Source organism: Donghicola eburneus (assembly GCF_900115865.1).
Lineage (GTDB): Bacteria > Pseudomonadota > Alphaproteobacteria > Rhodobacterales > Rhodobacteraceae > Donghicola > Donghicola eburneus.
This window is the reverse complement of sequence record NZ_FOXY01000028.1, coordinates 1-13,207: the sequence shown is the minus strand read 5'-3', so window position 1 is coordinate 13,207 and position 13,207 is coordinate 1. Positions and strand designations below refer to the sequence as shown.

Annotated in this window: 6 protein-coding genes and 5 pseudogenes; 5 read left to right on the top strand and 6 right to left on the bottom strand. The window is 52.6% G+C overall.

Features of this window, described 5'->3' with window-relative positions; genetic code table 11:
- Positions 1-179: pseudogene (locus BM225_RS20850) on the top strand (DDE-type integrase/transposase/recombinase); the annotation flags it as partial.
- A 263-nt stretch (positions 180-442) separates the two neighbouring features.
- Here the strand turns inward: BM225_RS20850 and BM225_RS20845 are convergent.
- Positions 443-1,456: an IS110 family RNA-guided transposase gene (locus BM225_RS20845; RefSeq protein WP_092465450.1), complete on the bottom strand. Its 1,014-nt coding sequence runs from the start codon at positions 1,454-1,456 to the stop codon at positions 443-445.
- A gap of 58 nt (positions 1,457-1,514) precedes the next feature.
- Here BM225_RS20845 and BM225_RS20840 point away from each other — a divergent pair.
- A pseudogene (locus BM225_RS20840) lies at positions 1,515-1,796 on the top strand (integrase core domain-containing protein); the annotation flags it as partial.
- Positions 1,797-3,754: 1,958 nt separating this feature from the next.
- Here the strand turns inward: BM225_RS20840 and istB are convergent.
- Together istB and istA are read right to left on the bottom strand one after the other, a co-directional pair.
- Entirely contained in the window at positions 3,755-4,519 is a 765-nt protein-coding gene (gene istB, locus BM225_RS20835) for an IS21-like element helper ATPase IstB (RefSeq protein ID WP_177218678.1), read from the bottom strand.
- Between the two features lie 15 nt (positions 4,520-4,534).
- A pseudogene (gene istA, locus BM225_RS20830) lies at positions 4,535-5,728 on the bottom strand (IS21 family transposase); the annotation flags it as partial.
- A gap of 120 nt (positions 5,729-5,848) precedes the next feature.
- On the opposite strand from istA, the gene BM225_RS20825 reads away from it, so the two are divergent.
- On the top strand, positions 5,849-6,886 hold the full coding sequence (locus BM225_RS20825; protein WP_092465449.1) for an IS110 family RNA-guided transposase: 1,038 nt from the start codon (positions 5,849-5,851) through the stop codon (positions 6,884-6,886).
- Positions 6,887-7,138: 252 nt separating this feature from the next.
- Here the strand turns inward: BM225_RS20825 and BM225_RS20820 are convergent.
- Positions 7,139-7,588: pseudogene (locus tag BM225_RS20820) on the bottom strand (sigma factor-like helix-turn-helix DNA-binding protein); the annotation flags it as partial.
- A gap of 1,614 nt (positions 7,589-9,202) precedes the next feature.
- On the opposite strand from BM225_RS20820, the gene BM225_RS20815 reads away from it, so the two are divergent.
- Positions 9,203-10,552 carry a replication initiation protein gene (locus BM225_RS20815; protein ID WP_092465448.1) on the top strand — a complete coding sequence of 450 codons (1,350 nt, stop codon included), beginning with the start codon at positions 9,203-9,205 and terminating at the stop codon, positions 10,550-10,552.
- 495 nt (positions 10,553-11,047) lie between these two features.
- A complete protein-coding gene (locus BM225_RS20810) occupies positions 11,048-11,704 on the top strand; it encodes a ParA family protein (protein ID WP_092465447.1) in 657 nt (218 codons plus the stop codon).
- A 320-nt stretch (positions 11,705-12,024) separates the two neighbouring features.
- Here the strand turns inward: BM225_RS20810 and BM225_RS20805 are convergent, their stop codons facing one another.
- Both BM225_RS20805 and tnpC read right to left on the bottom strand, forming a co-directional pair.
- Positions 12,025-12,294, bottom strand: coding sequence for a hypothetical protein (locus BM225_RS20805; RefSeq protein ID WP_092465446.1), 270 nt, complete (start codon positions 12,292-12,294; stop codon positions 12,025-12,027).
- A pseudogene (gene tnpC / locus BM225_RS20800) lies at positions 12,291-13,022 on the bottom strand (IS66 family transposase); the annotation flags it as partial. The gene BM225_RS20805 and the pseudogene tnpC, both read right to left, overlap by 4 nt.
- Positions 13,023-13,207 lie beyond the last annotated feature (185 nt).

Here is a 13,207-nt window from a genome sequence, read left to right as displayed (position 1 = left end):
GCGTGGCACGTGAACTGACGACCCTCATCGATCGGCGGGGAAAGCCCGGGATGATTGTCAGCGATAATGGGACCGAACTAACTTCTAATGCTATCTTGCGGTGGTGCTCCGAGAACCACATCGAATGGCATTATATCGCGCCGGGAAAGCCGATGCAGAATGGCTTTGTCGAAAGCTTTATGTATAGACGGCCCCGCGGGCGCAAGTGTTTTGATCGTGATCTTCTTCGGCGGGTGCGTTCATGTATTCGGCCTGTTTTTGCAGCCCTAACATGACTGCTGGCCCTGATGGTGTCCGCGGATCGAGGCCTCATCAACGGGACGCGCTTAGGCGCGCTTAAAGCTCTCCGGGCTTTCTCGATCCTCAGCTCTGCCGATTTGCCATCACGCTGTCATTGCACTTGTGCCATCTCGTTATAACTGGGTTGATTTTAGATATGGCGTTATGCGGTTCGGAATACCTCCCCGGTCGTGAGCATGGCCCAGATGACTCGAGCCAACTTGTTTGCAACGGCCACAGCAACAACCATTGGTTTGCGTCGCTCGAGCAATGCTTCGATCCATGGGCCATCCACACGGGAACGTGCCTTGGGATATCGCACGACAGTTCGAGCCCCCAATACTAGGAGATGGCGGAGATACCGGTCACCTTGTTTGGTGATGCCGCCAAGCCTGTTTTTCCCTCCAGATGAGTTCTGTCTGGGTGTCAAGCCAAGCCAGGCGGCAAACTCGCGTCCTGATCGGAATGTCGACGGGTCAGGAATGGTAGCCGCGAACGCAGTTGCGGTAATCGGCCCGATGCCAGGCACTGTCGCCAGCAAACGGCAGATTGTGTTGTTCTTGTGGATCTCTGCCAACCGGGCATCAATGCTGTCGATCTGCTGGTTCAACGCATCCAGTTGTCCGATGAGGGCGTCCAGGGCAAAGCACGCATCATCCGGAAGGTCCTTCCTCAACTCATCTAACTTGATGATAAGTGTATCCACCCGATGTCTTCCTTGAGCGACGATGACGCCGTACTCAGCCAAATGCGAGCGGAACGCACAAGCGGCCATGGTGCGTTGTCGAACGAGAAGCCCCCGCGCCCTATGCAGCATTAGAAAGGCCTGGTCCTCTCGTGATTTAATCGGGACAAAGCGCATATTCGGTCGTGTCACCGCTTCGCAGATGGCAGCGGCATCTGAAGCATCATTCTTTGCTCCGCGCCTCACATAAGGTTTAACGTAGCCGGGTGGGATGAGGCGCACGTCATGACCAAACCCCTGCAGTTGACGCGCCCAGTTGTGGGCAGTCGCACAGGCCTCGATACCGATCAGGCAAGAGGATAATGACTCGAAAAAGGGCAAAAGCTCACGACGTGTAAGCCGCTTGCTATCGAGCGTTCTACCGGACGCGTCGGCGATGTGGACGTGAAAAACATTCTTGGCCAGATCAAGGCCAATAACGGCTGGGGTCATGGGAAAGCTCCTTTTGCAATGTAGGACCAGCATACGGTCCTTTCTCAGGAGCGGGGCCGTCTTCCCCATCAATGGCCGCATGCGAGACGAGCTATTGAACGAGACGATGTTCCGCAATCTGGCACACACCCGCGCGGTGATCGCTGCATGGGCCGCCGATTACAATACAGAGCGCCCGCATTCCGCGTTGGATTACCGCACGCCTGCCGAATATGCCCGAACTTTAAACCACGCAATCGCCCGCCCCGCTGCGCGAGATGAAAGCTCCGCGCGACGGGCGATTGCTCAACACGCGCCAATCGGCGTAAACACCCTTCAGGCTCATATCGCCGCTGGATGAATGTTCAGTGGCAGGTCAATAAATCTTCTTCAACCTAGAAACAATATGCCGCACTTGTCATTATGCCGCTGCCTCAAGCTTGCTGTGAACTTACAGGGTCGGCGCGGATCTCTGACTGCCAAAGCGACTTTATGCGCGCGCGTCGCTTAGCAAGGATGCCGCGACTGGGGTCGGGGCCATCTAGAGCCTTCTCCGCTACGTCGCCAGCTATTAAAGCTTTCTGCTGCGGTTGTGATTACGCTGACTGGCTCAGGCTCCGCTTGGGCTGTTGGACGGATCGCGTTCCTGACGACAGCCCCCGAAAGCTCATGGCAGTTGGGGAAAAGAGCTGCTGAGGTGGATCTGGAGAATTCGTTATCTGTATCTCGGACGGCTGCTCGACCTCCGCGCAATGGTCAAGATCAGTGTGCTGCCATGCCGCCAGAATTGATCTGCGGAGGCTGATACAAACTGGCTGATCCGAATGCTTACTCGCAAGCCAGTGAAAGTCGTCGCGATTGTATACGAACTACATTGCATGGTATTTATGTGCTGTGATCCGAAACGGCAGGAGTTATCCGCCCGAGCTGGTTTCTAAGCTACAATCACCAGCAACTGACGGTAGTATGTTAGACCAAGTGGAGGTGGGTGCGAGTTAAGTTGATGACGCAAGGGCTTTAAAAACCGACCAGGGTACCCGGTGTGAATCAAGGCGTCTGTGGGTGCGTGCTGCTGATTGGGACCTGTCCGCGGGCTGACGTCATCAAGGGGCTTAGCCTAATACCTTAATGAGCACACCATATGCGTGACCACGACCGACCAGCACGCCAAACCCAAACAAAGCCCCCCCAACGAGAAATATACAGAGTATCGCACTCAAGCCCTTGCCGGGTCTTCAGCGACAGCATGTTCATACCGCACCGCATGTCCATGATGGTTCCCGCGATCTAGATCATGACGACTGTCAGAAAGGTCGTTATTGCGGATCCGCCACGCAAAGCAGCCTCGGAAGCGTAGTGCTTGTGTGGGCGGTCAGTCACGGTCCATTGGACAAACCTAACTTGATGGCCCCATAGCTGCGGTGCTGATTTTGCAGCGTGCTGATCGGTGGTGGGGCGTACTGGAACCAACTGGCCGAACACGCTTTGATCGGCGTCTTCATACAACCTTAATCCGCGATAAGTCCGCCGCCACAGGGCAAGCAAAGATCTCGATACCGCCTAGGGACGTGCAGTGACTGTTTCCCGCCGGACCCCTTCTTGTCTCTCTTCGTCTATCCAGGCTTGTCTTGAAAACGCCAATGTGGACGCCGCGGTGTGTGCCCCGGGGCAAACTATCCCCCATTTCGACCGGACACGTTTGCTCGTCTAGAAGGGCAAAAGGACATAATTGGGTCTGAGAGTGTAATCATCACTTGTCGGCGCTGGTCTGCGGACGAGAAGCCGTTGGTCATCGAGGAAACCATGAATGTCGGTAAGAGCATCGCTACTGTTGCCTTGCACGATGGCGTGGCTCTCAAGCTGGTGTATCTTTGACGCAAGCTCACGCTCGAAGGTGGAAGCATCCTATGGGTAGAAGGCGACGGCATCTTTGGCAATAAGACCGTTCGTGAAATGGAAACCCGTATCCGGTTGCTTGAACGCCACTTCGTTCGAAAGACACTCGGAATCTAAATCCCATATGAAGTGTTAGGAAAGAGCCAGTCAAGAAGCCACGCCGTTCTTGCGCAATCGCTCAGACGGGACGGTTCATTACGAAGACGGTGGCAACGATATCGGGGGTGTTCTGTTACAACTTGCACAGCCGGTTGAAAAGGAGCGTAAAGCCGCGTCGAGGCTATGATGAAGCGCGAGGCGCGTTGGTCTGCGTATTTCGCGGAACTTGGGCAGTGATTTCGCGGGATCTCGGGCACGCGTTTCACGTCATCGTGGGCAGCCATTTCACGATCGTGGGCAGACTGGTCGACAGGTTTCATAGGGTCAGTCCTGACCGTTTTGGTCAAGCGTTTTCAGAGCGCCAAGTTTTCTTCGCATACTGTCTCCGGTCAGTGCGAGACGGTGTGCATTGTGCACCAGGCGGTCGAGAATGGCGTCGGCCAGGGTCGGATCGCCGATAGCCTCATGCCACTGGTCAACCGGCAACTGACTTGTCACGATGGTTGATCCGCGGCCCTGTCGGTCTTCAAGAATTTCGAGGAGATCACGGCGTTCGGTGGCGTTGAGCACCGACAGGCCCCAGTCGTCCAGGATCAGAAGCTCGGAGCGTTCGATAGATTTCAGGACGCGGGCATGGCGGCCATCACCTCGGGCGATAACCAGCGCCTGAAAGAGCCGAGGAACACGGTGATACATGACGCGGCGATCGTCTCGGCAAGCTTTGTGACCGAGCGCACAGGCAATCCAACTTTTGCCCAAGCCTGTTGGCCCAGTGATCAGCAAATTCTCATGCCGATCGATCCAGCCACCGTCGATGAGATGCGCCATGACCGATTTGTCGATGCCGCGCGGGCTGCGCATGTCGAGGTCTTCGACGCAGGCGGCCTGGCGGAGAGAAGCAAACCTCAAGCGTGTCGCAAGCTTCTTGGCATCGCGTTCGGCTGCCTCGCGATCCACGAGCAAACCGAGGCGCTCTTCAAAGCTCAAATTTTCAAACATGTCACTGGCGCGACGCTGTTCATCCAGCGCCTTTGCCATGCCGATGAAGCCCATAGCCTCAAGGCGTTCAGATGTGGGATGTGTCAGCAAGGGATTTTCCTTTTCTTAGTGGTAGTAATTCTGACCCCGGATGTTGGGATGCTGCAGGGGAAGCTCTTCGGCTTCGGGCTCCAGAAAGGCCTGATCGAGGCCGGTCTGCAGAATGGATCGGATAGACGCCACGGAACGCGCCTTGATGGCGACACCACGCTGACAGGCCGCATCAAGGCGTGCCGGCTCATAGCTTTTAGCCAATGCCAACACGCCGAGGCAGGTCCGGAACCCCTGCTCGGGGTGTGGACGGTTCTCCATGACAATCTGGCAGAACGCGGCAACGGATGGTCCCAGTTTCTCAGCGCTGGCCAAGATGCGCGCAGGTGTCCATTCCGCGTAGCGCCGGTGAGAAGACGGCATGTGATCGGGCACTGTGATATGGCTGCGCCGCCCGGGATTGCGGGCATGGCTGGCCACGCGCTTGCCGCGATGGAAGACCTCTAAAGTCGTCTGGGTCAGCCTCAGATCGACGAGTTGCCGGATCAGACCGAAGGGGACCGAGTACCAGCAGCCGTCCGCCTCTATGTGATAGTCTGGCGCGACACGCGCCCGTTTCCAGCGGGCGAAGACATATGGGGTCGCTGGGAGGGACATCAGGTTCGGACGGTCCAACGTGGCAAACAGATCGGCACGACTGGCCCCGTAGTCGCGCATGACCCGCGTGTTTAGGTCATTCAGCAAGGGCCGGATTGCCGCGTTCAACTCGGCGAGTGAGAAGAACCGCCGGTTCCGCAGGCGCGCGACAATCCAACGTTGTGACACCTGAACCGCCACCTCAGCTTTTGCTTTGTCTTTTGGCTTGTAGGGCCGCGCCGGTAGGATCGCAGTGCCGTAGTGCTCAGCCATCTCAGCATAGGTTCGATTAAGACCTGGATCATGACGATCGGGCTTGATCACAGCTGACTTCAAGTTGTCCGGGACCACCGCCTTCGGCACACCACCAAGATAGCTGAACATACGGGTGTGTGCGCCGATCCAGTCTTCCAGCCCTTCGGAGGCAACGGCTTCTGCATAAGTGTAACTTGATGCCCCCATGGCCGCGACAAACAGCTTGGCGGTACGGACCTCGCCTGTGTCAGGATCGACGATCTCTATCGTATCCCCCGAGAAGTCCACGAAGACTTTCTCGCCACCAACATGTGTCTGACGCATGCTGGGGCGGACGCGTCCCTTCCAGGCGTCAAAGTGTGTGCAAAACATGGAATAATCGCGGGAGCGAGTCGCCCCATCACGAAGCCAGGATGTTGGCGGGTGGCTGTTCCCCAATAAGATGGAAGTACGGGCTCACGACTGATGGCCGGGCCCAAACATCTCAGGAGAACAGCCATGTGTGAATATATCGGCCTTGACGTGTCATTGAAAGATACCGCGATTTCGATACGGCGGGATGGCAAGCGGGTCTGGCGCGGAAAATGCGCCTCGGATCCTAAAACTATTGCGCAACTGATCCGCAATCATGCACCGCGTGCCAAAAGGGTGGTCTTCGAAACTGGCTCTCTTTCGACGTGGTTCTATCATGCGTTAGTAGCGGAAGGCATTCCGGCGGTCTGCATCGAGGCACGGCATGCCCACAAAATCCTGAAAGAGACCCTAAACAAGACTGATGCGAACGACGCCGATGGCCTCGCTCATCTTGCGGAGGCCGGTTTTTACAAAGCCGTCCGGGTCAAGTCGTTCAATGCCATGCTCACCCGGTCGCTGGTATTGGCGCGTAGTCGACTCTTGGACATCTCGACGGGTCTCCGTAATCAAATCAGGGGCATTATGAAGACCTTCGGTCTCATCGTGCCAAAGGGCGCAGGCCGGGTGTTCGACCACAATGTCCGGATGCTTCTGGAAGAGAACAGCAACCTGACCGAGATCATCTTGCCCTTGCTGAAGGCCTGGCGTGACACCCGCAAACATGCGGCGGAGCTGGATCGACAGTTGCGCGCGGCAGCGCGGCAAAATTCGGCGGCAAGGCTGCTGATGTCAATTCCCGGTGTCGGCACGGTGACCTCGACCTCCTTCGTCGCCGCGATTGAGGACCCGAAGGCCTTTCGCAACGCGCGCTCCGTCGGCGCCTGGCTAGGGCTTACCCCAAGGCGTTATCAGTCCGGAGAAGTCGACTATGATGGGCATATCTCCCGGCGCGGCGACAATCGTCTGCGAGGGCTGCTTTACGAAGCGGCAACAGCCATACTCACGCGAACCAGTGCTCGGCATGTGAGCCGCCTAAAGGATTGGGGATTGAAACTGCGCGAACGCCTTGGCTTCAAGCGGGCGGCTATCGCTGTCGCCCGCAAGCTTGCGGTCATCATGCACACCATGCTTAGAACTGGAGAAAGCTTCGATGCGCAAGGCGGTGGGGCATTCGCGCCCTGAGCCCCTGCAAACTACCATTCTCTCTCGGCCAGCCATTGACTTGAAGCGCTGCGAGACGCCCCTGTCGGGGACGTAGGTCGGTTCATTCCGTACTACTGGCAGCAACTCTTCGGAGATTGCGTGCAAAACACAGGAAGAACCCTCCCTGCGAAAACCATGATGCGGCGCCCGGATGGCGACCGCGTAGACAACCCTGCTCCCGACAAATGGCGATCACCCAACGCAAAAGGTAAATGGCGTTCCTTATCGAGAATGGAAAGCATCGGAACTGGGTCGCGTCCGGCCCGTTAAGGGGGACGCCGCAAGACTTTTGCCTGCAGGCTTGACAGGCGGTGCGCGATTAGACAACCAGGTGTATCCGAAGCCGCCAGGATACTGGTCGCGGTATTCCTGCCAAAGTAGCATGCGGGTGACCCCGCGCTTGCGCAGTTCCTTGTCGATCATCGACCAATCAGGAACGGGACGGTTCGGATCCGGGACCGTAGGTGATGCTGGAAACAAAAGCAGTTCCAGACCGTCATCATCCAGGCCCTCAGGCAGCGGCCAACCCAAGCCTGCCTCCCGAGCGCGCCGCACATAAGTTCCAACGCTTCCTTTCCCAAGCCCGAGTGACGTGGCGATCGCCCGCTCACTCAGCCCTTGGGCAAACTTCAATCTCAATACATCTCGAATCCGGCGCATGTTTAGACGTCCTGTCGGCATTCAGCTCCTCCCTGTGAATAGGAGAGGAAGTAGTCTCAGTACGTCGACCAAGTCTGCCCACGATCCCGCGAAATCAGTGCCCGCGTTCGCGTGAAATCAGTGCCCACGATCAGATGAAATCAGTGCCCGCCATCACGCGAAACATGCATGGTCCCGCCAAGCATCCAGGCATACGCTGCATATGCAGCGACCGACATATGGATATCGCCGGATGATTGCCATTCCGACGCACCAACTCCACTTCGAAGGCCTTGCTGCGGTCAATCACAAAGCGTGTCTTCCAGATCATGCAGCGCAGCAACTTGCTTCTCCAATGATCAGGCTCTCACGCACCTGAGCGAAGGCACGAAGGTAAACTCATCACGCAGCGCTTAAACCTGCGTTGGTCGGTGGGCTTGCTACATCAGCGCCTCACTCGCTCACTGCAGCGATGGCTTTGAGTTCGCGTGCTGAAATGGCAATGCCTTCCGCTTTGCTTTCATTGTCGCTACGCATGACCGCGAGATCATTCCATTGTGGTTTGCGGCGAATGCAGAGATTAACGGATCACTTGTGCGCGACATTTTCATGGAAGTTTTCGAACGCCGGTTTGCCATCCACTGAGCGCCAGAACAGAGCGAGGTTCTGGTCGGCAACGACACGCACGCAGCTCTGCAACAATTGAGCCTGAGGTCCTGCTTCGCGCCGGTAAAAAGACTGTAAGCTAACGGCGAGCTAGAGGTATGCGCAAAGACGCTGAGCCGCGCTTGCCCGAACTGAAAACTCAGCGTGTGAGATCGTACCAAACTAAGGCCTAGGCTTCTATTCTAAGCGCGAACGCTCATGCGCCGATTGGATGCAATCAAAGGCAATTTAATCGGTTGGAGAAGAAAAGTTGATAATGCGATGTCCCCAGGAAATCATCGAGCATTAGGTGACCAGCAATACTGAAAGAGCTGCTGTTTATCTGCTTGTCGAAGATGGTACGTAATGCCCTATCAGGGGTAATTACATAGAAACAATACTCCGACGCAAAACCAAGAGAGAGAAAGGTGGTTTTAAAGGGACGCGGATTTTTTACAGACACCCCGACACTCTTGACCTATCAAAATTCTCTTTGGGGTCTATATCATAGATTTCATAACTCCGTCAGGCCAGACAATATATTCAGCTTCCGTTAGCATACCGGCGGTGAGAAAGTTTACACATTGTGTCGTCGAATTTTGGAAGACTCGTGAGGGTGAAGAAGGAAGTCATCATGGGTACTATTAAAATTTTTCTTATTAGATGAGGCATGTCCCATGTCCCATGTCCCATGAACCATGTATCCTGGATGATTATAGAAGTTCGGGGGTAATTGTCGAATGCGACGTAAGTTTCGTTGCATCCTGAAAAACAAAACTTTTACATAATCGCGATGTGACTTGTGGATTTTTCATGGTGCGCGGACCTGTCTTAAAAAGTACCATCAAGGCTAAGCGAATGGGGCCGCAGATCATATCAATATAACGATTAGCTGTAGCTCAAGGTTTGTAGGTAATTGGATTACTATTTTAATAGATCCCTCAAATTTTCTGAGAGTGCTATTGACTTTTAATCATGGGTGACTTTTATTTACCTCATTAGAGGTAGAAAATGGAAATGAAATGTAAAAACATAAAAAACATTAATGCGCAAGGCGAGGTATTGAGTGGTGCGGGGCTTCACGCAGATAACACAAACTCGTTTCTCTCGAGGCTATCCTTGGGTAGTATAGCCCATGATGTCATAAAAGATGCGCAACTTGAGCAAGGCCTTATTAATATAGTTCAGCCACAACGCCTATTCGGATACGTAATGGTTGCATCTGCATCCAAGCGCATTGAGTGGAAACATTCATCAGATTGCTGGAATGAACCTTACATCCAATTCAATTCCCCGTATCGTGTGAATGCAATCGTCATAGATGTAGACTCTGATATCTCAATGACTCAAATTCGGAAAGCTTTGCCGGTGGGCCTTGTCCCTACAAGCATGGTTGGTACGAAATTTAGCACTCCCGGTGCTTCGGATGTGGTGTATCGCCGTCCACATATTCGCTTCAACCTGAAGTACCCGATAAGAAAGAATAGGTCTGATCCGAAAACGCTAAAGAAACTGAGATGGTTGAAGGCAGTGGCTGACGCGATTGCTATGAAGCTTGAAGCAGTAGGTGCTTACGTCGATTTAAGTCACCCTCCACTCGTCACGAAGAACCCCATGTCACGTGAATGGGACTGTGAAACGTTTGCCTTCGGTGCGCCAGCGGGAACTATAGGAAGGGAGTGGACTCTAGCTGAACTCCACGAACTGTTGAAGCTTTCAGATCTTTATAAACAAGGGCAGCCCTTCAGCTGGCGGAATAGAAAGGCAAGATTGGCGAAAGATTGGAGTTTAATCCAAGTTCCGCAGAACCAGGGTTCGCAAGGTGCTAGTCGGCTGATCTTTGAAAATGTAAGGCATTATGGTTATAGATTAAAGAAATCTTGTAAGAGCTACGATGAACTTTTTCAAAAGGTTCATGAGGAATGTACAAATGTAAATGCAAAGTTTACGTGCCCAGTAAACGAAAGCAATCTTAGGTCCACTGCCAGATCAATCGCGAAATATGTCCATGAGAAGTGTGATGAAAACTGGTTTCCTACAAGTCGACATGTGTATTCGGTTGGGGCCGCGCGAGGTTTCATAAATAAAAATGATAATTTTAGTCAGCGTTTACAAATAGGTGCTTACTACAGTCACTTGAAGAGATCAGAGGACGTATTTGAGAAAGTAAAAGAGGCTATGGACGGGATCACCTTGGAAGGGGGCACGATCAGCTATGCTCGAGTGGCTAAGATGGCTGGTGTCAGCAAAACAACCGCAGCGAAGTACATTAAGCTTATTCGAGCTGGACATAGCAAAGAAGATCTTTCAAAGAAATTCGATCAAGCACTCAAAGCCAAGGTTCGTAATCCGCGTGATTAAAAAAATAGATCGGCGTAGGGTGTTGTATCAAGAAGTCCAACTCTACGCCGATTTCTTGCTATCATTGTATTGCCTGTCGCGGGCGGTAAATGGCATTATGTTAAGTCCTAGTTCATTTTGAGGCAATCAATAGGGTTAAGAAAACTGCCTTTTTGTGCATGTGGAATTTTCTACAATGAAAGATCTTTTATTGTATAGAAAATTTCAATTATCGCCGAAACCTCTATGCATAAGTAACTATGCTCTTGACGTGCGAAACCCACTTTTCAAGCCAAGTTATGTTGTGGCGTCTTCAGGCCTAGCCCTGCGTTAAGGGAAGTGTGCCAGGAAAAATTGACTGAGGAGAATACGTATCTCTGTATTCTAACTCTGATTGGGAAGGCATCTCATACAGCCAGTAAAAAATAATTCTAGAAATTAATAAAATTGCCAAATTTAACAAATAATTAATGCTTGAATCATAAGTAATAATTAATTGTTAGAAAAAGGTGATATATGAAAACAATTATAGAAGATACTTTTGGCACTGGTCAAGCGGAAATACTGCAATTCAACTTTTTAAGGGAGTTGATGGAATTAAACAAGAGGCCGATGTCAATTTCAAAGACACATATAGCCTTCTACGAAGACAGTATAAAAAGATACTCATTGCCGAAAGGGTATAGTTACAAAGAAGTTGAATGGTCTTATTATGATCTCAAAAAAGTCTATGACGATCCTGATTTGATAATATTTGACACGAAGGGTGCCAGTACAACTTTGTATAACTTGATGTGGGATAATGTAGAGCTTTTGTTGATCCCGATAGATCTTGACGAGATTATTTTCGAAGATTTCGAAGAGGTAGAAAAGGACATATCAGATTTATTTCGTCGCGGCTTTCGAGCAGAAGTTGACCTGATTTGTTTCTCGAAACAGGATCCGGTTCTCGCAAATAGGTATCGCGATCTCTTTGTACGAAAACTCGAAAAATCTGAGCTGAAAGTACAAGTTCATCCAACTATTATTCGGTCGGATGAGGCGGTAGTCGCAGCATTCAAACAAAATATGACTCTGCGGGAGTTTGACCCGCAGATGAATGATGTCGATAGGTTCTTAGAAATTACTAAAGACATAACCGCTTTCGACGACGGGCCAACGTTGAAGCTATAATTTCAAGAGTGCCAATGCAACTAAAAGAAGAGTCGCTTTGCGTGACTCTCACAAATTTAAAATTTCGTCTAGTTAGTCGGCTTTGAACAACCTACAAGTGTATGAATTTGTGTGAGAAAGCGGTGATTGTATTCGCGTTGTGCTGCAGGGTTTCATAGGATTCCTTCACAAACCCTGACCAGCGTTGCCGCCATGAAGCACCGCTCCCGCGCCACGGAACAAGACGATCTCTTGTGTTCTTGACTGGTCGACATGATCGTAAGCGCCGGCTGAGCACCCTCCGAGTTGTGTCTTGAAAACACTTGGGTTGTCGTTGTCGCTCAGCCGATGAGCTTCGCGTCTTTCAAGCGTTTGAGTGTGTCAGCAACGCTGGTCAGGGTTCCGAGCGCGCCAAAGGTCTCGCTCTTGGTCATGTTCTTGTTGTTCTCGAAGACGTCCATGCCCTGGGTCAGCAGCGCCATGATTTGCGCTTCGTCGATGGCGTTCTTGCGGAGGGCTTCGACGATGACGCCCTCCATGATCATCTGCTGAGCCGTGACCTGCCCTGCGATCACCTCGATGCTGCGCTCGAGATATTTCATCTTTCTCATGAGTACTTTGACCCGTTCGGCTTGAAGTGCCAAGGCATCAGGATTTTGATGTCGTCCTGCATATGTCCGTTCAATATCTTGTCCAGCACGTGTTCCAGATAGGCCTGCGGGTTGATGCCGTTCAGTTTGCAGGTACCGATCAGCGATGCCACGCGTGCCCACGTGACCGCCCCGTCGTCGTTTCCCGCAAAGAGTGCATTCTTTCTTGTAAGAGGAATCGGGCGAATTACCTTCTGAGTTGCATTTGTTTCCATCTCGATGCAACCATCATCAAGGAACCGGGTCAGGCTCACCCATCGTTTGAGGCCATACCTGATATGGCGGGCCAGATCCGAGCTTGAAGAAAGCAGGTCGCGTTGCCCTTCCAGCCAAAGACGCAGTGCAGCCACGATGGGCTTGGAAAGCTGTTTCCTGACGGCGCGCCGAACGTCCGGCGCTTTGCCACGGATGTCAGCCTCGATCCGATAAAGCTGCGCGATGCGATTGGTCATTTCCAGACAAATCGGGGAGTGTGTCGTGCGGCTATATTCGACGAAGCGGCGTCGCCAATGCGTCCAGCAATAGGCCATCGCCCAAGGGTAATTGGTTTTCTTCGGATCACTTAACGCATCGTATCTGGCGTAGCCATCAACGGTCAGCTGGCGCCCCTTGAAGTCACGGAAGATCTCTTGAGCTGTTTTGGCGCTCCGGCTTCTGGAATGCTGGAACACCACGATTTGCGGATCGCCCCACTGTACGGATCACGTCCCAGCACTGTTTGGACCACCAGCGCCAAACCCGTATGCCCCTTGCGATTATGAGGAGCTCCTCATAATCGCAATTATGCAGGGCGCATGATTATGCGGAGTCCGCAGCGGCAACGGCTTGCCGACTGCGGTGTTTTTAGCAGAAATCACTCGACATAATCTGCTGA

Coding starts and splice junctions, on each gene's coding strand:
- BM225_RS20810 (WP_092465447.1), top strand. CDS start 11,048: ATGAAAACAATTATAGAAGATACTTTTGGCACTGGTCAAGCGGAAATA.
- BM225_RS20845 (WP_092465450.1), bottom strand. CDS start 1,456: ATGACCCCAGCCGTTATTGGCCTTGATCTGGCCAAGAATGTTTTTCAC.
- BM225_RS20815 (WP_092465448.1), top strand. CDS start 9,203: ATGGAAATGAAATGTAAAAACATAAAAAACATTAATGCGCAAGGCGAG.
- BM225_RS20805 (WP_092465446.1), bottom strand. CDS start 12,294: ATGAGAAAGATGAAATATCTCGAGCGCAGCATCGAGGTGATCGCAGGG.
- BM225_RS20825 (WP_092465449.1), top strand. CDS start 5,849: ATGTGTGAATATATCGGCCTTGACGTGTCATTGAAAGATACCGCGATT.